The sequence below is a fragment of the Porphyrobacter sp. LM 6 genome, assembly GCF_001720465.1.
Classification (GTDB): Bacteria; Pseudomonadota; Alphaproteobacteria; order Sphingomonadales; family Sphingomonadaceae; genus Erythrobacter.
The window spans coordinates 375,942-396,060 of record NZ_CP017113.1; the positions used below are offsets into that span (position 1 = coordinate 375,942).

General features: G+C 66.4%; 21 protein-coding genes and 1 pseudogene. 13 read left to right on the forward strand and 9 right to left on the reverse strand.

Translation table 11 applies throughout. The features are described 5' to 3' along the window. Positions 1-4: 4 nt before the first annotated feature. Positions 5-1,711, reverse strand: a complete 1,707-nt coding sequence (locus tag BG023_RS01900) for a M28 family metallopeptidase (protein ID WP_233993047.1) — start codon at positions 1,709-1,711, stop codon at positions 5-7. A 116-nt stretch (positions 1,712-1,827) separates the two neighbouring features. On the opposite strand from BG023_RS01900, the gene glnE reads away from it, so the two are divergent. The 6 genes and pseudogenes from glnE (at position 1,828) to BG023_RS15200 (ending at position 9,811) form a co-directional block, all read left to right on the forward strand. After that, positions 1,828-4,599, forward strand: coding sequence for a bifunctional [glutamate--ammonia ligase]-adenylyl-L-tyrosine phosphorylase/[glutamate--ammonia-ligase] adenylyltransferase (glnE, locus tag BG023_RS01905; RefSeq protein WP_069308951.1), 2,772 nt, complete (start codon positions 1,828-1,830; stop codon positions 4,597-4,599). Next, on the forward strand, positions 4,596-5,069 hold the full coding sequence (locus BG023_RS01910) for a peroxiredoxin (protein ID WP_069308952.1): 474 nt from the start codon (positions 4,596-4,598) through the stop codon (positions 5,067-5,069). The genes glnE and BG023_RS01910 overlap by 4 nt, the downstream gene beginning before the upstream one ends. A 24-nt stretch (positions 5,070-5,093) precedes the next feature. Beyond that, positions 5,094-5,885 (forward strand): ferritin-like domain-containing protein, encoded by a 792-nt coding sequence (locus tag BG023_RS01915; RefSeq protein WP_069308953.1) that lies wholly within the window; start codon positions 5,094-5,096, stop codon positions 5,883-5,885. Positions 5,886-5,980: 95 nt separating this feature from the next. Continuing rightward, positions 5,981-6,715: a M23 family metallopeptidase gene (locus BG023_RS01920; RefSeq protein WP_069308954.1), complete on the forward strand. Its 735-nt coding sequence runs from the start codon at positions 5,981-5,983 to the stop codon at positions 6,713-6,715. A gap of 254 nt (positions 6,716-6,969) precedes the next feature. Then, positions 6,970-8,511 carry an acyl-CoA synthetase gene (locus BG023_RS01925; RefSeq protein WP_190315828.1) on the forward strand — a complete coding sequence of 514 codons (1,542 nt, stop codon included), beginning with the start codon at positions 6,970-6,972 and terminating at the stop codon, positions 8,509-8,511. Beyond that, positions 8,508-9,811, forward strand: a pseudogene (locus tag BG023_RS15200) (cytochrome P450). Before BG023_RS01925 ends, BG023_RS15200 begins: the two are co-directional and overlap by 4 nt. Before the next feature lie 4 nt (positions 9,812-9,815). On the opposite strand, the gene BG023_RS01935 reads toward BG023_RS15200, so the two are convergent. Continuing rightward, entirely contained in the window at positions 9,816-10,694 is an 879-nt protein-coding gene (locus tag BG023_RS01935) for a UTP--glucose-1-phosphate uridylyltransferase (protein WP_069308956.1), read from the reverse strand. Positions 10,695-10,852: 158 nt separating this feature from the next. On the opposite strand from BG023_RS01935, the gene murA reads away from it, so the two are divergent. Next, positions 10,853-12,133, forward strand: coding sequence for a UDP-N-acetylglucosamine 1-carboxyvinyltransferase (gene murA, locus BG023_RS01940; RefSeq protein ID WP_069308957.1), 1,281 nt, complete (start codon positions 10,853-10,855; stop codon positions 12,131-12,133). A gap of 27 nt (positions 12,134-12,160) precedes the next feature. On the opposite strand, the gene BG023_RS01945 is transcribed toward murA, so the two are convergent. From BG023_RS01945 to BG023_RS01960, 4 genes are all read right to left on the reverse strand, one after another. Then, the gene (locus BG023_RS01945) at positions 12,161-12,448 is read right to left on the reverse strand and encodes a ribbon-helix-helix domain-containing protein (RefSeq protein WP_069308958.1); all 288 of its coding nucleotides are present in this window, start codon (positions 12,446-12,448) and stop codon (positions 12,161-12,163) included. Between the two features lie 17 nt (positions 12,449-12,465). Further along, positions 12,466-12,978: a hypothetical protein gene (locus tag BG023_RS01950; RefSeq protein WP_069308959.1), complete on the reverse strand. Its 513-nt coding sequence runs from the start codon at positions 12,976-12,978 to the stop codon at positions 12,466-12,468. Positions 12,979-13,045: 67 nt separating this feature from the next. Then, positions 13,046-14,023, reverse strand: coding sequence for a sulfur carrier protein ThiS (thiS, locus tag BG023_RS01955; protein ID WP_069308960.1), 978 nt, complete (start codon positions 14,021-14,023; stop codon positions 13,046-13,048). Positions 14,024-14,078: 55 nt separating this feature from the next. After that, a complete protein-coding gene (locus BG023_RS01960) occupies positions 14,079-14,468 on the reverse strand; it encodes a MerC domain-containing protein (RefSeq protein WP_069308961.1) in 390 nt (129 codons plus the stop codon). Positions 14,469-14,589: 121 nt separating this feature from the next. On the opposite strand from BG023_RS01960, the gene BG023_RS01965 reads away from it, so the two are divergent. From BG023_RS01965 to rpsI, 5 genes are all read left to right on the forward strand, one after another. Continuing rightward, positions 14,590-15,675 carry a COX15/CtaA family protein gene (locus tag BG023_RS01965; protein ID WP_069308962.1) on the forward strand — a complete coding sequence of 362 codons (1,086 nt, stop codon included), beginning with the start codon at positions 14,590-14,592 and terminating at the stop codon, positions 15,673-15,675. Continuing rightward, a complete protein-coding gene (cutA, locus tag BG023_RS01970) occupies positions 15,675-16,010 on the forward strand; it encodes a divalent-cation tolerance protein CutA (RefSeq protein ID WP_069308963.1) in 336 nt (111 codons plus the stop codon). Before BG023_RS01965 ends, cutA begins: the two co-directional genes overlap by 1 nt. A gap of 58 nt (positions 16,011-16,068) precedes the next feature. Then, positions 16,069-16,818 carry a hypothetical protein gene (locus BG023_RS01975; protein ID WP_069308964.1) on the forward strand — a complete coding sequence of 250 codons (750 nt, stop codon included), beginning with the start codon at positions 16,069-16,071 and terminating at the stop codon, positions 16,816-16,818. A 182-nt stretch (positions 16,819-17,000) separates the two neighbouring features. Beyond that, positions 17,001-17,480: a 50S ribosomal protein L13 gene (rplM, locus tag BG023_RS01980; RefSeq protein WP_069308965.1), complete on the forward strand. Its 480-nt coding sequence runs from the start codon at positions 17,001-17,003 to the stop codon at positions 17,478-17,480. Then, on the forward strand, positions 17,480-17,995 hold the full coding sequence (rpsI, locus tag BG023_RS01985) for a 30S ribosomal protein S9 (protein ID WP_069308966.1): 516 nt from the start codon (positions 17,480-17,482) through the stop codon (positions 17,993-17,995). Before rplM ends, rpsI begins: the two co-directional genes overlap by 1 nt. 76 nt (positions 17,996-18,071) lie before the next feature. On the opposite strand, the gene BG023_RS01990 is transcribed toward rpsI, so the two are convergent. The 3 genes from BG023_RS01990 to BG023_RS02000 all read right to left on the reverse strand — a co-directional run bounded on the left by BG023_RS01990 (position 18,072) and on the right by BG023_RS02000 (position 19,576). Then, positions 18,072-18,269 (reverse strand): hypothetical protein, encoded by a 198-nt coding sequence (locus tag BG023_RS01990; protein ID WP_069308967.1) that lies wholly within the window; start codon positions 18,267-18,269, stop codon positions 18,072-18,074. A 139-nt stretch (positions 18,270-18,408) separates the two neighbouring features. Next, a complete protein-coding gene (locus BG023_RS01995) occupies positions 18,409-19,167 on the reverse strand; it encodes a metallophosphoesterase family protein (protein ID WP_069308968.1) in 759 nt (252 codons plus the stop codon). Between the two features lie 10 nt (positions 19,168-19,177). Further along, complete coding sequence (locus BG023_RS02000; RefSeq protein ID WP_233993048.1) at positions 19,178-19,576, reverse strand: hypothetical protein; 399 nt, start codon at positions 19,574-19,576, stop codon at positions 19,178-19,180. Between the two features lie 103 nt (positions 19,577-19,679). Between BG023_RS02000 and BG023_RS14825 the strand changes: the two genes are divergently transcribed. After that, positions 19,680-19,991, forward strand: a complete 312-nt coding sequence (locus BG023_RS14825; protein ID WP_190315800.1) for a UrcA family protein — start codon at positions 19,680-19,682, stop codon at positions 19,989-19,991. The last annotated feature ends 128 nt before the right edge of the window (positions 19,992-20,119 follow it).

Consider the following 20,119-nt stretch of genomic DNA (forward strand, 5'->3'; position numbering starts at 1 on the left):
GAGATCAGCAGCCCTTTTCGCTCGCCTTGCAGCTGTCATCGCGGATGGCGCGGAATTCGTCGCCGTCGTTCCAGTTGGGCCAGCTGGTGCTCATCGCCATCATCCGGCCCAAGCGGTAATAGAGCTGGAGATCGGCCATCACGCCCGACCAGTCCCAGTTCTCGTCGAAGGCGTCCTTGGGGCCGTGGTAGCGGTTGTCGGTGTAATCCTGCGCCACCGCCTCGCCCGCGGCGCGGCCGCCGTCCACCAGATCCTGCCCGCCGTCGATATAGAGCATCGGCACACCGCGCTTGGCGAAGGCGAAGTGATCGGAGCGGTAGTAATAGCCGTTTTCGGGCTTGGGATCGGAGGTCACGCTGCGGCCATCGGCCTTGAGCGCGGCATCAAGGAAGCGGTCGAGCGCCGATTTGCCGAAGCCGACGGCGGTCACGTCCTTGGCGGGGCCGGCCATCTGCAAGGCATCCATGTTCACCCCGCCGACAGTCTGCGCCAGCGGGAAGACCGGATTGGCGGCATAGTAATCGGCACCCAGAAGGCCCGATTCCTCCGCCGTCACCGCGAGGAACACCATCGTCCGGCGCGCCGGGCCAGCCTTGGCCTGAGCCTCGGCCAGCGCGACCAGCGCAGCGGTGCCGGTGGCGTTATCGATCGCGCCGTTGCAGATGTCATCGCCATCGGGCGCAGGCGTGCAGCGCCCGAGGTGGTCCCAGTGCGCGGTGTGGAGCACGTATTCGTCCGGCGCCTCGCTGCCCGGCAGGATGCCGATGACATTGTGCGAGGTGAAGCGTCGGAAGCTGCTGGCAAAGCTGGTCGACAGCGTCATGCCCAGCGGCACCGCCTTGAAGCCCTTCGCCTGCGCGGCCTTGGTCAGCGCGTCGAGATCCTGCCCGGCGGCCTTGAGCAGCTTGCGCGCGGCATCCTCGGTCACCCAGCCGTTCATCTGGGTGAGCGGCGGCGCATCCTTCCCGCGCTGCGCATAGGCCTGCGGCCCGGTCCATGAGCTTTCGACCACGTTCCAGCCATAGGCGGCCGGCTCGGTCTGGTGGACGATCAGCGCACCTGCCGCACCCTGCCGCGCTGCTTCTTCGAACTTGTAGGTCCAGCGCCCGTAATAGGTCATTGCCTTGCCGTTGAAGGGGCCTTCGAGCGCGGCGGTCTGCCAGTCGGGATCATTGACGAGGATCACCACCGTCTTACCCTTTACATCAAGGCCCGCATAATCGTTCCAGCCCTTTTCGGGGGCGTTGATGCCATAGCCGACGAACACCAGCTCGCTGTCCTTGAGCGTGGTCTGCGCCTCTTCGCGGTAGGTCACCCCGACCCAGTCCTTGGCGAAATCGAACGCCAGCTTGCCGTTCTTGCCGGTGATCGCGAGCGGGCCGTAATCCTTGCCGGTGATCTCGATCAGCGGGACTTCCTGCACCCACGAACCATTGTTCCCCGGCTGGAGGCCCGCCGCCTTGAACCGCTCGGTCAGCAGCGCGATGGTCTTTTCCTCGCCCACAGTGCCGGGCATGCGGCCTTCGAACTCGTCGCTCGAAAGCTGGCGCACCACGTCCTTCATTGTCGTCTCGGAGATATCCCCCGCGGCGATCTCGGGGATGTCGAGCGCATCGCCCGCACCGCCAAGGCCCGGCAGGCTGTCGCACCCGGCGAGCGCCAGCGCCCCGGCGAGCACGGCGGCGAAGGCGCAATGTCTGATGGTTGTCACGATCATTTCTCCTGAGGCAGGCCTGTCCGAATGCGCCTCCCTTGCAGCAGCGTGCCACGCGGCGCAAGCGCGGCGCCTCTTGCAGGGCGGGCCCGCTCCCGCCACAGGTGCAGGTGATGGGAGAGAACCGGCATCCGCCTGCTGTGGCCGACTGGGGCAGCGCACTGCACCGCGCCCGCACCCATGCGCCGTTTCTGGCGCGGGCGCTGGAACGCCAACCCGATCTTGCCGCCCTGCTCGCCGCCGGAGAGGCGCAAGCGGCGCTCGACTGGGCGCGCGCGCAGGGCCAGCACCCCGATGCCGAGATCGCTCTGCGACGCGAACGGCTGGCGCTCGCCGCCGCGCTGGCGGTGGGCGATCTGGCCGGCGCGTTCCCGCTGGCGCAGGTGGTCGGCGAGCTGACCGCCTTTGCCGACCGCGCGCTCGACCGCGCGATCCGCACCGCGATCGCCGAACGCACAGGTGACGATTGCGCCGACGGCTTCATCGCGCTCGCGCTCGGCAAGCAGGGCGCGGGGGAACTCAACTATTCTTCCGACATCGACCCGATCCTGCTGTTCGACCGCGACCGCCTGCCGCGCCGGGCGAGCGATGATCCGGGCGAGGCCGCGCAGCGTTATGCGCGCCGCGTGGTGGCGCTGCTCGCGTCCAATGATGCCGAGGGCTATGCGCTGCGGGTCGATCTGCGCCTGAGGCCCGCCAGCGAGGTCAGCCCGCTGTGCGTGCCGGTGGGTGCAGCGCTGTCGCACTATCAGGGCGCGGCACTGGCGTGGGAGCGGGCAGCCTTTACCCGTGCGCGCGCCGCGGCGGGCGATATTGCCGCGGGCGAGCAATTCCTCAGCCAGATTCGCCCCTTCGTCTGGCGCGCCCAGCTCGATTTCGGCGCGATCCAGGAAATCCGCGCACTCACCCAGCGCATTCGTGACAGCCACGAAGGCCCGCCCGCCCCCGGCCCCGGCTTCGATGTGAAGCGCGGGCGCGGCGGGATCCGCGAGATCGAATTCTACGCCCAGACCCACCAGCTGATCCACGGCGGGCGTGACACCTCGCTGAGGGTGCGCGGGACACGCCATGCGCTCGATGCGCTCGCCGCCGCCGGATGGATTCCGCCCGAGCACGCGATCACGCTCGGCGAGGGCTATGACCGGCTGCGCGAGGTCGAACACCGCTTGCAGATGGTCCACGACCGCCAGACCCATGCGCTTCCCGAAGGCGCGGCGCTCGACAATGTCGCGCGGCTAGACGGCCTTGCCGATGGCGCGGCGCTGGTTGCCGAGCTGACCGAGCTTACCGACCGCACCGGCCGCATCTACGAAGAGCTGATCGGCGCACGCACCGCGACCGCTGTCCCCGTCGCCATGCCGGTCAGCGCATTGGCGCACAGCCTCGGCGCATGGGGCTTTGCCGAGCCCGATACCCTCGCCGAACGGATCGAGACCTGGCGCGACGGGCGGCACGCCGCGATCCGTTCGCCGCAGGCGGTGGAGGCGTGGGACCGGCTCGCCCCGGCGCTGCTTCAGGCGATTGCCGCGAGCGATGATCCGATGCGCGCGATCACGCGGTGGGAACGCATTATCGAAAGCGCCCCGAGCCTCATCACCACCTTCCGCCTGCTCGACGCGCGGCCCGATCTGACGCAGCGGCTCGTCGCAGCCCTGACACTGGCGCCGGTGCTGTCAGACGAGTTGGCGCGCAAGCCCGAACGGCTCGACACGCTGGTCGATCGCGATGCGCTCGATCTGCCGGGGGACCGCGAAGCGATCATGGCGCGGATGCGCGGCGCGGCGGTGCGGGAGGATTACGAGGCGCTGCTCGATGCGATCCGCGTGATCACCGGCGAAATCCGCTTCGCGCTCGGTATCCAGCTGATCGAAGGGCTGGCCGATCCGCTCGATATCGCCCGCGCCCTCTCGCGCACAGCGGAAGCCGCACTGACGCTCGCCACCGACGCCACCATCGCCGAATTCGCCGCCAAGCACGGGCACATCGCGGGCAGCGAATTGCTGATCCTCGGGCTCGGGCGGCTGGGCGGCGGGGCGCTGACCCACGCCTCCGACCTCGATATCGTCTACCTCTTCACCGGCGATTTCGCCGCGCAATCGGATGGCATGCGGCCGCTGGGCGGGACAATCTATTACAACCGCCTGGCCAGCCGGGTTACCGCCGCCCTGTCGGTACCGACCGCGCAGGGCGCGCTTTACGAGGTCGACACGCGCCTGAGGCCGCAGGGCAATCAGGGGCCGATCGCGGTGAGCTGCGAGGCTTTCGGCAAGTACCAGCGCGAGGCGGCGTGGACGTGGGAGCACATGGCGCTCGCCCGCGCGCGGGTGCTCTATGGCTCGCCGCCTGCGCGAGCCGAGCTGGAAGCGGTGCTCGCCGAAGTGCTGCACGCCCCGCGCGACCGGCACGCGCTGCGCGAGGCCGTGCTGACCATGCGGGCCGAGATGGCGCGCCACAAGCAGCCCTCCGGCCCGGTCGATGCCAAGCTGGCGCGCGGCGGGCTCGTCGATATCGAGTTCCTCGTCCACTACCTGCAATTGAAGGGCGAAGCCGCTGACGGCACGCCGCTGGCGACCGCCGCGCCGCGCGCGCTCGATCCCGATCTGACCGTGGCGCTGGCGGGGCTGGCAGAGGCCGGACTGCTGCCTGCCGAACTCGCCCAGCCCCATGCGCTGATGAGCCGGATGCTGGTGGCAGGACGCCTGCTCGCCCCCGATGGCCGCGAACCCCCGCCCTCGGGCGCCCGCGCGCTGGCGCGGGCCTGCGGCTATGGCAGCTACGACGCGCTGCTCAGCGCCTTCGCCGCCGCGCGGCAGATGGTCGCTGCGGCGTGGAAACAAATCCTTGGGCCAGACATTCTCGCTTCCGAACAGGAGACCCGATCATGACCACTTTCCCCGGCGTCGGCGACGCCATCCCCGATATCGCGATGGAAACCCCCGAAGGCGGCAGCGTGAAGCCGTCCGACTTCGCCGGTTCCAAGCTGGTGATCTTCTTCTATCCCAAGGACGACACCCCCGGCTGCACCACCGAGAACAAGGATTTCTCCGCGCTCAAGGCCGATTTCGACGCGGCGGGCACCAAGCTGCTCGGTGTCAGCAAGGACCCGGCCAAGAAGCACGCCAAGTTCATCGCCAAGCACGGCCTCACCGCCCCACTGGCAACCGATGCCGAAGAAGGCGGCCTGTCCGATGCGCTCGGCGTGTGGGCGGAAAAGCAGATGTACGGCAAGACCTACATGGGCATGGTCCGCGCCACCTATCTGATCGGTGCTGACGGCAAGATCGCGCGCATCTGGGACAAGGTGAAGGTCGCAGGCCACGCCGAGGAAGTGCTCGCGGCCGCCCGAGCCCTCTGACACCGCTTCTCTGACGCTTACCCGATGCAAACCGTCGCCTTGGCCATTCGCGCGGCGCTGCTGACCGCTGACCCGCGCGCCAAGTGCTTTGCGACGCGCAGCCTGGCGCGCAGCTGGCGCAAGGGCGCGCTGGCATGGCGGTTTGACGTCACCATGCCCGATTCGCCCGCCTGGCCTGCCGCGCCCGAGCTGCTCCCGCCGAATCGGATGCCCAAGCGCGGCAAAGGCGGGAGCGAGCGCGGGCGAATCGCCTTGTGGCACTCACTCGCGCACATCGAATTCGTCGCGATCGACCTCGCGCTCGACATGGCCGGGCGATTCGGCGAGGCGATGGGCCGGGAGTTCGTGAGCGATTTCCTCGATGTCGCGGCGGACGAGGCGATGCATTTCGCACTGCTCGCAAGGAAGCTCGAAAGCCTCGGCTCCCACTATGGCGCGCTGCCCGCCCACGCCGGGCTGTGGGAGGCAGCGCACGCAACGCGGGGCGATGTCGCGGCGCGGCTCGCGGTGGTGCCGATGGTGCTCGAAGCGCGTGGTCTTGACGTCACGCCGTCTACACTCGAGCGGGTGAAGGCGGCGGGAGATGCGGGCGGCGCGAAGATTCTCGAACGCATCCTTGACGACGAAATCCGCCACGTCGCGTTTGGCACCAAGCACTTTCTGCGCTGCGCCGAACTGCGGCAGACGAATCCCGAATCCCTCTGGCAAAGCCTCGTGAAACAGCACTTTCGCGGGGTCGTTAAGCCGCCGTTCAACGACTCAGCGCGTCTCGCAGCCGGTTTATCGCGCGAATTCTATGCAGCGATTGCGTATTAACGACTCACCCGGATAACCAAACTCCAGCAAAGGCGCGCGATCGACGTGCCGGAATTTTCCAACGGCAAAAGCCGCAATCGGGAACCGGGTCAGTTATGAAATCTGTCGTGCGCCACGTGATCAAGCTTGCTGCTTCGGCGGCCGCTGCGATCCTGGTTTCTGCCGCTTCGCCGGCCCTCGCCAACACCGCGAATTCCGCGTCGAGCGCCGACATTGTCGAGCCCGTGCGTGACGCGCAGGGCGATGCCGCCGCCAACAGCGACCAGCGCTTCAAGTCGCTGTTCTCCAGCTGGACCGCTCTCGAGCGCACCAGCCCGACGCTGGGCGCCGGCACCGACATTACCACCGCCTATTCCTCGCCGATCCCGCAGCGCGGTATTTCCGTGCCCTCGCGCATGCCGCTTGAAGGCGCAGCGCTGACCAGCGGCTTCGGGATGCGCGATCACCCCGTGCTCGGCGGCCGCCGCCAGCATCAGGGCATCGACCTCGCTGCGCCGACGGGCACCCCGGTTTACGCCACGGCTGACGGCGTTGTGGGCCGCGCGGACTGGTATTCGAGCTACGGGCTCTACATCAGCATCAACCACGGTGCGTCGATGGAAACCCGCTACGCCCACCTGTCGCGCCTCGCGGTTGCCGCGGGCGACAACATCAAGAAGGGCGACCTCATCGGCTATGTCGGTTCGACCGGCCGTTCGACCGGCCCGCACCTTCATTACGAAGTCCGCGTTGAGGGTCTTGCAGTCAATCCGATTCCGTATATGGTGGAGAGCGAAGCACAGCTGGCTTACGCCCGCGATGCACGGCTCGACGGCCAGGGCGGCGAATAACCCCCACGGCACAAGCCTGAAGAAATTGCCCGCTGTAAGCGGGCCGGACATTTGAGAGGGTGTCCGAACATGGCGGCGGGTTATCCCGCCGCCTTTTTTCATGCTCGCACGCGCTCGCCCCCACACAAATGGGTAGCAATTCCCGTACGGATTTCGCTTGCGGGCCGCTGCTCTCCCGCTAGATTTCTCTTCGAGAGAATGTCGGTATGCCCGCTTCCCGGCGGGCGCGGCCGCATGGGAGAGAAATCATGTCGATGCACCCGATCGCGCACGCCGCGACCCGTCCCGATCATCCCGCCGTCATCATGACCGGATCGGGCAAGCAGATCACCTTCGGCGAGCTGGAGGCGGAATCGAACCGCTTTGCCCATCTGCTGCGCGCCCACGGAATCGGCAAGGGCGATGCCTTTGCGGTGCTGCTCGAAAACCGGATCGAGTATTTCACCCTCATCTGGGGCTCGCAGCGCGCGGGCACGATGCTGGTGCCGATTTCCTCGCGCCTGACCGCGCCCGAGGCGGCCTACATCATCCGCGACGCGCAGGCGAAGCTGCTGATCACCAGCGGCTATTTCACCGGGATCCTCGGGGACATCCGCAAGGAATGCCCCGGAGTCGAAGTGCTCGTCATGGATTCGGGCGACGCGGAGGACTTTGCCGCCGCGCTGGCCGCGCAACCCTCCGACCCGATACCCGACCAGAGCGCCGGGATGGTGATGCTCTATTCCTCTGGCACCACGGGCCGACCCAAGGGCATCCGCCCGGCCCCGCCCGAAGATCCCGATCCGCAGGCCCCCGTCCCGCTGCTCGGCCTTGCCACGATGGGCGCAGGCATGCCCGCCGATGGCAGCATGGTCTATCTCTCCCCCGCCCCGCTCTACCACGCCGCGCCGATCGGCTGGTGCTCGATCGCGCACCGGCTCGGCGGGACAGTGGTGATGATGGAGAAGTTCGATCCGGAAGAGGCGCTCAAGGCCATCGAACGCTACAAGGTGACCGATAGCCAGTGGGTGCCGACCCACTTCGTGCGCTTCCTCAAGCTCGATCCCGCCATCCGCACCAAGTATGATCTTTCCAGCCACAAACGCGCGCTGCACGCGGCCGCGCCCTGCCCGGTTCCGATCAAGCGCGAGATGATCGAATGGTGGGGGCCGATCATCAACGAATACTACGCCGGCTCCGAGATGATCGGGATGACGCTGGTGAAGTCCGAACACTGGCTGATGAAGCCCGGCACGGTCGGCGTCGCGGTGCATGGCAAGGTCCATGTCTGCGGGCCGGAGGGCGAGGAGCTTGGCCCCGATCAGGATGGCCTGATCTTCTTCGAGAACGTCAATCTGCCAACCTATCACAACGATCCGGCCAAGACCGCCGAGGCGATGCACCCGCAAGGCTGGATGACGCTCGGCGACATCGGCCACCTCGACAAGGACGGCTTCCTGTTCCTGACCGACCGCAAGAGCCACATGATCATCAGCGGGGGCGTGAATATCTACCCGCAGGAGATCGAGAACCTGCTCGTCACGCATGAAAAGGTGATGGATGCCGCCGTGATCGGTGCGCCCTGCCCCGACCTCGGCGAAAAAGTCGTCGCGGTGGTGCAGCCCAAAGACATGGCCGATGCCGGCCCCGCGCTTGAGGCGGAGCTGCGCGACTTCCTCGCGCCGAGCCTCTCCAAGGTGAAGATGCCCAAACTGTTCGACTTCCGCCCCGATCTCCCGCGCGAGGCCAATGGCAAGCTCTACAAGCGCGAACTGCGCGACGAATACGCGGCCAAGGCCAAAGAAGGCGCAGCATGAGCGGCGAGGCAGTCCTGCCGGGCGATCTCGCCCGCCGCGTGATCGATCCCCACGCCTATGCCCAGTGGGACGGCCTGCTCGATACCTTCGACCACATCCGGGCAGAAACCCCGGTGGTAAAGGTGCAGCCTGATACGCCAGGGCTGTTCGATCCGTTCTGGCTCGTCACTCGCTACGACGACGTGATGCGGATCTCGAAGGACAACGCGACCTTCCTCAACAACCCGCGCCCGGTGGTGTTCAGCTTCAACCAGGCGATCGAATTCAGCCGCGCGGCCACCGGATCGAACATGCTGGTCGATTCGCTGGTGGTGTTCGACGCGCCGATCCATCCCAAGTATCGCAAGCTGACGCAGGAATGGTTCATGCCGCGCAATCTCGCGCGGCTGGAGGACGAACTGCGCGCGCTGGCCGCCCGCACGGTGGACCGGATGCTGGAGCAGGCCAAAACTTCGGGCGACGAGGTCGACTTCGTCAAGGAAGTCTCCGGCCCCTATCCCTTGCGGGTGGTGATGCAGATCCTCGGGGTGCCGCCGGAGGATGAATTCCGGATGCAGATGCTCACCCAGCAGCTGTTCGGCGGGCAGGACAAGGATCTGTCGGGCTCCGGCATGGACCAGATGACCCCCGAACAGGTGGTGCAGATCGTCGCGGGCGCGGTGAAAACCTTCGAGGACTACTTCGCCGGCATCGCCGAAGACCGCCGCAAGAACCCGACCGAGGATGTCGCCAGCGTGATCGCCAATGCGCTGGTCGATGGCCAGCCGCTCCCCCGCGCGACATGGCGGGATATTACATCATCGTTGCCACCGCCGGGCATGACACCACCTCGGCAAGCACCGCAGGCGCGATGCAGGCGCTCGCCGGCGACCCCGAACAATACGCCCGCGTCCGCGCCGATCGCTCGCTGCTTCCCGGCATTGTCGAGGAGGCGATCCGCTGGACCAGCCCCGTGCAGCACTTCATGCGCACCGCGGCCGAGGACGTCGAACTGGGCGGGCAGCAGGTGAAGAAGGGCGACTGGCTGATGATCAACTATGTCGCGGCGAATCACGACCCCGCGCAGTTCCCCGACGCGCGGCGGTTCGATGCGGCCCGCTCGCCCAATCGCCACCTCGCCTTCGGGGCAGGCGCGCACCAGTGCCTCGGCCTGCACCTTGCACGGCTGGAGATGAAGATCCTGTTCGAAGCGATCCTCGACCGCGTCGCCGCAGTCGAACCCGCAGGCGAGGCCAAGCGCGCCAGCAGCACCTTCGTCGGCGGATTGAAGACCCTGCCGCTAAAGGTGACGCCCGCCTGACGCGCTACTTCAACAGCTTCTCGGCAATCGCCCGCACCTCGGCGCCCATGTCGGGCCGCGAGAGCGCGATCGCCAGCGTCGCTTCGACAAAGCCGACCTTGCTGCCGCAGTCATAGCGGTGGCCATCGAAGGTTACGGCGTGGAACGGCTGGGTGCCGATCATCTTCGCCATCGCGTCGGTCAGCTGGATTTCCCCGCCCGCGCCCTTTTCCTGCGCTTCCAGCACCCGCATCACTTCGGGCTGGAGGATATAGCGGCCCGAGACGATCTTGTTCGAGGGCGCCTCGGCCACAGGCGGCTTTTCGACCAGCCCGCGCACTTCGGTCAGCGCGCCGTAACTCGTGCCCGGATCGATCACGCCATAGGACGAAACCTGCTCCTTGGGCACTTCGAGCACCGAAATCAGATTGCCGCCGACATTTTCGTAGGCTTCGACCATCTGCTTCATGCAGCCCGTGCCGCCTTCCTTGGCGACCATCAACTCGTCAGGCAGGAAAATCGCAAAGGGCTCGTCCCCCACGATCGCGCGGGCGCACCAGATCGCATGGCCAAGGCCGAGCGGCACCTGCTGGCGCACGGCAATCACGTTGCCCGGCGTGGCGCGAGTGGGTTCGAGCACCGAGAGGTCCTTGCCCCGTTCGGACATGGTTTGCTCAAGCTCGAACGCGATGTCGAAATTCTCGACGATGCCGGTCTTGCCGCGCCCGGTGATGAAGATGAACTGGTCGATCCCGGCTTCGCGCGCCTCGTCAACGGCGTACTGGATCAGTGGGCGATCCACGATCGGCAGCAGCTCCTTGGGCACCACCTTGGTGGCCGGAAGGAAACGCGTGCCAAGGCCGGCGACGGGAAACACGGCCTTGCGGATCGGTTTGGGAGACATCTGGCACCCTCGCTTGAAAAAATCGGAAAGTCGCGCGCCCGTTTATTTTTCCGTGCCGTGCCGCGCTGTCACGGTAACGTCAATGATTGTTCGGCGCAGGCAGCATCGCCATGCGTCTGCGAGTTGCACGAAAAGCACTTTTCGCTAAGGCGTAGCACATGGACAAACTCATCATTCGTGGCGGCAACCGCCTTTCCGGCTCGATCCCGATTTCAGGCGCGAAGAATGCGGCGCTGACGCTCATTCCTTGCGCGCTTTTGACCGAGGAGCCTTTGACGCTGCGCAACCTGCCGCGGCTGGCGGATATCGACGGGTTCCAGCACCTGATGAACCAGTTCGGGGTGACGACGGTCATCCAGGGCACGCGGCCCGAGGATTTCGGCCGGGTGATGAGCCTCGAGGCGACCCGCATCACCTCCAACGTCGCGCCCTATGATCTGGTGCGCAAGATGCGCGCCTCGATCCTGGTGCTCGGCCCGATGCTGGCGCGCAGCGGCGAGGCGACCGTGTCGATGCCCGGTGGCTGCGCGATCGGCAACCGCCCGATCGACCTGCACCTCAAGGCGCTCGAGGCCTTTGGCGCGAAGGTCGAGCTGGCGGCCGGCTATGTCCGCGCGATCCAGCCCGATGGCGGGATGCCCGGCGGCGATTTCGATTTCCCGGTGGTGTCGGTCGGCGCGACCGAGAACGCGCTGATGGCGGCGGTGCTGGCAAACGGCACCAGCCGCTTGTTCAACGCCGCGCGCGAGCCGGAAATCGTCGATCTGTGCAATATGCTGGTGGCGATGGGCGCGGAGATCGAAGGGATCGGCACCTCCAACCTCACCATTCACGGCGTGAAGCGTCTGCACGGCGCGACCTACCGCGTTATGCCCGATCGCATCGAGGCCGGCTCCTATGCCTGCGCGGCGGCGATCACCGGCGGCGAGGTGCGGCTGGAAGGCGCGCGGGCGGACGAGATGATGGCGACGATCCATGCGCTTCAAGCCATCGGCTGCGACGTGTCGTGGGATGCCAAGAGCGTCACCGTCGGCGCGAGCGGGCCGCTGAAGGCCACCAACCTCACCACCGCGCCCTATCCGGGCCTTGCCACCGACATGCAGGCGCAGCTGATGGCGCTTCTGTGCAAGGCCGAAGGCGCGAGCGTGCTCAAGGAAACGATCTTCGAAAACCGCTTCATGCACGTGCCGGAACTGGCGCGCATGGGGGCGGACATCACCACCGAAGGCCGCACCGCGATCGTCAAGGGTGTCGACCGCCTGACCGGCGCCGAAGTGATGGCGACCGACCTGCGCGCCTCGATGAGCCTCGTGATCGCCGCGCTGGCGGCCGAGGGCGAGACCACCGTGCGCCGCCTCTACCACCTCGACCGCGGTTACGAGCGGCTGGAAGAAAAGCTCCAGCTGGTGGGTGCAGATATCGAGCGGGTGGACGACTAGGTCGGTCCAGACCCCCGTTAGGCCGGTCTAGACCCCCGCTTGCCCCGCTTCATGGCGATGTTCCACGTGGAACATTGCACTATCGTGATGCAGCACCAGCCACACGCGTATCGCGCTCGCCAGGCCGGGCGGGGTGGGGGATTTGATCCGTTCGGCATCGATGCGCGCAACCAGCGCGGCAATCGCCAACCCCTCGCGCGCGGCGGCGGCCTTGAGCATCTCCCAGAACAGCGGTTCAAGGCTGATCGAGGTCTGGTGGCCCGCAATCGTCAGCGAACGCTTGACCGGCGGGTGGTAGGGGGAGGGTGTCTCCATAGACGCTCCCCTAGCACCTATGCCGCTTCGAAGTCGTCCACATATTCGGGGTAGAACACCGGCTCGCGCGGCGACCAGCCGGGGGCGGTGGCGGCGGCTTCGGACAGCGATTGCAGCAGCAGCTTGCGGCGTTCCGGGCGGATCACCGGTAGCGCGCTTGCCGCACAGAAGGCGGCAGGCAGATAGGGCCGCGCAGCCGCGCCGAGCAGCCGTTCGTAAAGGAAGCGGAATGCCGAAAAGCTCTCCAGCCGCTCCTGCTCCAGATCGAAGGCAGCACAGCGCACCAGCTTGCCAAGGAAGCGTTCGACCTCGTTGGGGTTGCCCTCCTGCGGCACCAGCGCGCGCAGGGCCTTCAGGTCCTGATAGGCGACATACTGGCGGCGGATCGCGACATTCTCGTCCTCGCTGCGGCCCCAGCGGCGGAAAGCGTCAGTGCGGGCAAGGCCGATATCGAGGCTGCGCTTGATGTAGCGCTGCTCGCACGGGGCAAACCCGGCAAATTCCCGCATCTCGGCAATCGGCATCATCATCGCGCATCTCCTTCGGACAAGGAGAACGTCGCATCACATGGTTAATTTAAGGTTAGATGGTTTTAACCTAGATCAACCCCGCCAGCGGGCTCGAGGGATCGGCATACATCCGCCGCGCCATGCGGCCCGCCAGATAGGCTTCGCGGCCCGCCTCCACGGCGAGCTTCATCGCGCGGGCCATGCGGATCGGATCTTTCGCTTCGGCGATGGCAGTGTTCATCAGGATGCCGTCGCAGCCCAGTTCCATGCCAACCGCCGCATCCGAGGCCGTGCCCACGCCAGCATCGACCAGCACCGGCACCTTCGCGCCCTCGACAATCAGGCGGATCGTCACGCGGTTCTGGATGCCTAGCCCTGAGCCGATCGGCGCACCCAGCGGCATGATCGCCACCGCGCCCGCGTCTTCCAGCTGCTTTGCCGCGATCGGATCGTCGGCACAGTAGACCATCGGGTGAAAGCCCTCCTTGGCCAGCACCTCGGTCGCGCGGATGGTTTCGACCATGTTCGGATAGAGCGTGCGCGCTTCGCCTAGAACCTCCAGCTTGACCAGATCCCAGCCGCCCGCCTCGCGCGCCAGCCGCAGCGTGCGGATCGCGTCCTCGGCGGTGAAGCAGCCTGCGGTGTTGGGGAGATAGGTGATTTTCTTGGGATCGATGAAGTCGGTCAGCATCGGCGCCTTGGGGTCGCTGACATTGACCCGCCGCACCGCAACCGTGACGATCTCCGCCCCGCTCGCCTCGACCGCTGCGGCGTTCTGCTCGAAACTCTTGTACTTGCCGGTACCCACGATCAGGCGCGAGGTGAAAGTGCGGCCGGCAACGGTCCAGGTGTCTCTCACATGATCGCCCCCGCCGACGAAGTGCACGATCTCCAGCGCGTCACCCTCGGCGAGCGGTGCATCCTCCAGGGTCGAGCGGGGGACGATCTCGCCATTGCGTTCGACCGCGACTTTCTCGGGCGTCAGTTCCAGCTCGCGTACCAGATCGGCGATGGTGGCGGCGGCCGAGCGATGCGGCGCGCCATTCAGGGTGATGCTCTTCGTCATGGCGCGAGACATAGGCGCTCGCCCACAGGATGCAACCACGAGTTTGAGGGGGTGCTCAGCGCGCGGCGCGCAGGTTGAGCAGGTGCGCGACAGAGACCAGCGCCACGCCGACAAGCGTGAGCAGGAATTCGTTGGTGCCGTGCGGGATCAGCAGCGCTGCGGCCATCAGTCCCAGGCCCGCAAGCGCGACCAGAAAGGGCAGCATCCGGCGGTGGCGCATCACGCCCCAGCCGATCGCCACAGCCGCCACGGCCAAGGCCAGCGCCAGACCGACGCGGTGGATGTTGTCGTCGAACAGGAAGTGTCCGCCGAAGCCGAGCGCCGAGATCACCACCAGAGTCGCAAGGCAATGCAGCGCGCACAGTCCAGCCAACCCGATTCCGAGATGATCGAGCATCCGACGCAGTGCGGCGCGATTCGCGGAAGGGAGTGCGTCGTGAGCCATGATTGCCCTTCGCCATATGTTATGTTGTTACATTGAGCAAGCGAGACTTGCGCCTCTCGCACCGCGCTTTGCGGCAAACGGGCTTGCGCCGCGCGGCTGCGGGGCACAAAGAGCTGCCATTATGGCCACGTCAGCCTCCGTTTCGAACCTGTTCGCCGGACAACCCGGCACCCGCGCGCGGCCGCTGGCGATTGCCCGCTGGCTCGAAGCTGTTGCCCTTCTGGTGATCATGATCGTCGTGGTCGGCGGGATTACCCGGCTCACGGAAAGCGGCCTGTCGATCACCGAATGGAACGTCGTCAGCGGCATCCTCCCGCCGCTGAGCGAGGCGGCATGGCAGGCCGAATTCGCCAAATATCAGGCCACCGCCGAATACCGGATCGAAAGCGGCCCGGCGGGGATGGATCTGGCCGCGTTCAAGTTCATCTTCTTCTGGGAATGGTTCCACCGCATCCTTGGCCGGCTGATCGGGCTCGCTTTCCTGCTGCCGCTGATCGTGTTTGCGGTGCGCCGGATGATCCCCGCCGGATATGGTCTGCGACTGGCAGCGATGTTCGGGCTGATCTGCGGTCAGGGCGCGCTCGGTTGGTACATGGTATCGTCCGGCGTCGGGAACACCGATCTCACCGATGTAAGCCATTTCCGCCTCTCGGCCCATTTGCTCACTGCGCTGTTTCTGCTGGCAGGCCTGGTTTGGACATCCCGCGATTTGCGGCGGCTCGCGCACGATCCCGCCGCACGGCCTGCCCCGCTCACCGCCGGTGCGGCACTGGTGGGCGGGGTGCTGTTCATCCAGCTCTTGCTGGGCGCATGGGTGGCGGGGCTCAATGCCGGACACGCCGCTTATGACTGGCCGCTGATGAACGGCCAGTTCTTCCCTGAGGTCGACTGGTCGCAAGGCGTGATTTGGGCGCTGACCCATGATCCCTTCCTGATCCAGTTCATGCACCGCTGGTGGGCATGGGTCGCGGTGGCGGCGCTCGTGTGGCTGTCGCGCCGCGTGCGCAAGACCGACCGCTTCGCGAGTGTCGCCGTGCACACCGCCTTCGGCACGATGGTGCTGCTCGGCATCGCCACCGTGATGAGCGAAGTCTCGCTGTGGATCGCCGCCGCGCACCAGCTGGTCGGCGCGCTCACGGTCGCTGCGACAGTCCGCGCGATGCACAGCGACGGCGTGGCGCGGCAGGCGCCGAGGGCTGAAGCCTGATGCAGCAGGACGACACCGCCGCTGCGCTGGTGTGGTGCCCGTTCCCCGACGCCGAAAGCGCGCGGCTAATCGCCGGACAATTGCTCGACGAAGGTCTCATTGCCTGCGCCAACATCCTCGGCAGCATCGAATCCCACTTCGTGTGGGAAGGCGCCCGCATGAGCGGCAGCGAGACCGCCGTGCTGTTCAAGACCACATCGCGCCTGCTGGATGGGGTGGTTGCGCGTTTGGGCGCGCTCCATCCATATGATACACCGGCCATTATCGGTTGGCATTGCGACACCGTGCACCCGGCCACCGGGGCATGGCTGGCTGCGGTTTGCCGCGGGCCGTAAAGGATCGGGCGGCAAGGCCCGGGGGTCCGCGCGGCGTTCGCATGGGGGGAGAGTGATCATGAAGGCGACCACCCGGCGGGCTGTTCTGGGCACGATTGCGGGTTGCGCGGCAGCGGGCGGCCTCAGCGCCCTGATTGGCCCGCTGCGCGCCGCCCCGCCGGCATCGCTACGCCTTCCCGAAACCACGATGCGGCTCACCCGGGTGCTCGCGCGCGGGCTGGGAGAGACTGCTGTCATCACAGTGCGGCGCAGCTGGGACGTGCAGTTCGCACAGCAAGGGCGCGGGATCGTCGTGACCGGCCGCCAGGTCGCCGCCAGCGTCGATGCGCCGCCACACCTCGCCAGACTGGCGCAGCTTGAGGAGCAGCGCGATGCCAGCGCGATGTTGCCGATCATGCTGTCGGACGTGGGGATGATCATCTCGCCCGGCATCGAACCGGGCAGCGCGCTCGCTCCCTCCGATGCGGTCAGCGATGCACTGCGCGCGGCAGAGGCGATGATCGCACGCCAGCCCGTCCCGGCTGACGAGCGCGAGAAGTACCGCTTCTATCTGGCGCAGGTCCACCAGTCCGGAGCGAGCCTGCTGGATTCCCTGCCCGATGACCTGTTCTTTCCCGCCGGAGCACCTGTAGCCCGCACCGAAAACATCTCGCTGCCCCACGGGCTCACCGGGCGCTTTGCCCTGCGCTACCGGAGCGAGCCGCAGGCCGATGCCCCGTGGCTGGCGCGGGCCGAACGGCAGATCGAAACAGAGGTTGCCGGGCTCACCCGCAGCGCAAGCGAAAGCTGGACGCTCACCGCAGTCTAGGCACTTCCAGAAGGTCGCAAATCGATGCGGTATTATTTTACCCTATCGATTTTGCCCGCTTTTGCTTGACTTTTGGGGGGTCGAACGACATCTGCGCCCCACTTGTCCCCCGGCTCGCTGGCCGAAGGGGCGATTCTCCGGGTCCCGCCCGGCAGATACAGTTGCAATCAAGGAACCAAGCCATGAAGGCGCTCAGCAAGCAGACCCGGTCGATCAAGCCGGCCGAGGTCGAAAAGAACTGGCACATCATCGATGCCGATGGCCTCGTCGTCGGCCGTCTCGCCGCGATCGTCGCCAACATCCTGCGCGGCAAGCACAAGCCGACCTACACCCCGCACGTCGATTGCGGTGACCACGTCATCATCATCAATGCCGAGAAGGTGAAGTTCACCGGCAACAAGATGGGCGACAAGGTCTATTACAAGCACACCGGCCACCCGGGCGGCATCAAGGAAACCACCCCCGCCAAGGTGCTCGGCGGTCGTTTCCCCGAGCGCGTGCTCGAAAAGGCGGTGGAACGCATGATTCCGCGCGGCCCGCTCGGCCGTCAGCAGATGAAGGCGCTGCACCTCTATGCCGGCACCGAGCATCCGCATGACGGGCAGAAGCCCCAGGTGCTCGACGTCGCTTCCATGAACCGCAAGAACAAGGTGGCCGCATAATGGCTGAAGAAACCACCACCGTGTCCGATCTCGCCGATCTGAAGGACATCGCCGCCGGCGCCCCGCAGGGTGATGCCGCCGAAATCGCCCGCACCGCCGCTCCGCTGCGCGACCGCGAAATCGATGCGCAGGGCCGTTCCTACGCCACCGGCCGCCGCAAGGATGCTGTTGCCCGCGTGTGGGTCAAGCCCGGCACCGGCAAGATCACCGTCAACGGCCGCGATCAGGAAGTGTACTTCGCACGTCCGACCCTGCGTCTGGTAATCAACCAGCCCTTCACCGTCACCGACCGTGCCGGCCAGTACGACGTTATCGCCACCGTTCGCGGCGGCGGTCTGTCGGGCCAGGCGGGCGCCGTGAAGCACGGCATCGCCCAGGCGCTCAGCAAGTACGAGCCCGAACTGCGCTCGGCTGTGAAGGCGGAAGGCTTCCTCACCCGCGACAGCCGCGTGGTCGAGCGTAAGAAGTACGGCAAGGCCAAGGCCCGCCGCAGCTTCCAGTTCTCGAAGCGCTAAGCTTTACAGCACACTGCAAACGTCAAGGGCGGCCCCGCGAGGGAGCCGCCCTTTTCGTATGCTGCGCTGTGGGGTGTCAGCGTTGCAGCATCATGATCCCCCACGACAGGCCACTGCCTGACAGGAAGATCGGCCAAGACCAGTAGAATTTTGCCTGCGCGACCGGCACCAGATGGATGGCAAGCGGACCAGCGCTGGTCCCCTGCGACCCGATAACCAGAGCAATCGTCGCGGTCAGGATCGCACCAAGCGTCACCGCCTTGATCATTTCCATCGTCCGTCCCTCTTGCAGTTCTGCCGCAAATGGCTGGTCGGTTGGACATTGTCCGGCAAAGCGCGGTGTTGGGCGACACAGCACCGGCCGGCGCTGCTATCCCAACAGCAAATCCTTAATTCGGACTCTACGGAAGTGGTTAAGCCGGAGGTACCTCGGCCCGCGCGAGGCGAACGCGGGTGGTGATCGCACCGCCGGGACCGCAGGTGATCTCGCGCCAGGAGGGCGGGGCACCGTGGCGCAGGCGGGTGGACAGCGTGCCGGTGCCGATCGTACGGAGCGCGGCGCCCTCAATCGTGCGCACATCGTCAAACGGCACATGGACATGGCCGGAAATCACCGCGTGCGCGCGGGTGCGGGCGATCTGCGCGAAGGCTTCGTCACCCCCGATAGTCGGATTGTGCGCCGCGCCTTGCGGACCGAGCAGCGGGTGGTGGGCGATCACGATGATGGTGCGGGGATCATCGCCGAGCGCGTCCAACTCAGCCAGCGTCGCCGCGAGCGCAGGCGGCTTGATCACCCCGTCCGACCATGGAAAGCGGGTCTGCGCCGCCACGGTCGTTCGCAGCGGCACCAGCACGACATCATCCGAGACAAGCGTTGTGCCAACTGCCGCATTGAGCCGGTTGTAGCGCCGGAATGGATCGCTGAAGCGCTCCCAAGGGTTGTAATAGGGCATGTCGTGATTGCCCGGCTCGAGCACCACCGGCACCCCCAGTGCCGCAAACCACTCGCGCGCGGCGGCATATTCGGAATGCTTGGCGCGCTGGGTCAGATCCCCGGTGCAGACGACGGCATCGGGGCGTTCGCGCACCACGGCATCCACGAAGGATTCCAGCGCAGCGCGGTCCTCGACCCCGAAATGCACATCACTGATATGGAACAGGCGGGTGGTCATCGCAGGGAGCCTATACTCTGCGGCTCATAATAAGCCATGCCGCACCTGCATTGAGCAGGGTGTAGCCCGCGTAGGCCCAGGCATAGCCCGGCCACCCCTGGGTGGAGAGCAGCAGCGCAAAGAACAGGACTGCGAATTCGCTGACCAAGGCCGCCATGCGCCCCAGCCGGCGACTGGTGGGCGGCAGACGATCGAACAGCGGATGGCCGCTATCGAATACAGCCCGGTTGATCGCGAAATTGGCGACCCCGAGAATGAAGATCAGTGCCGTCGCCCATCCCATGCCCGTGAATATGGCGATGCGCCGGTCGATTGAAAACCGCCATTTGTCCGCCGGCGCGCACCATTGGTCCCGCGACACCCTCTCCGGTCGGATTGCCACTGCGGGTTGGTCGAAGCGGAAATGCATGGCCCCGGGGAGGGGCGTATCAAAGGCTTCAGCAGGATGTCTGACCACCCCTGATCGGGACCCCGCCCGATCACAGGCGCCCTGCCGGAAGAGGAATAAGTCTATGAAACCCCTTGCTATGACCCTTGCGGCGATCGGCCTTGCCGGCACCGCGATCAGCCCCGCCTTCGCCGGCAAGACTGAAACCATGACGATCCATGTCCCCACCGCCGACATCAATCTGGCCACCCCCGAAGGCCAGAAGCGGCTCGACCAGCGGCTCGAGAAGGCAGCGCGCACCGTGTGCCGCACCGACAGCTTGACCACCGGCTCGCGCATCCTCAGCCAGGAGTCTCGCGAATGCCTCGCCAAGGCGCGTTCGGATTCCAAGCAGCAGGTCGCGGCGCTGATGAACAACGAACAGCGCGGCGGTTGAACCGCGCCAGTCACCCTGCGCCTACCTCAACGCGCAGGCGATACGGCCCGAACCCTTCCAGTCCCTGGGGTTCGGGCCGTTTTTTGTTTGGGAGGCGGGACGGGTGGTCTGCATCGCGCCTCAGCGCG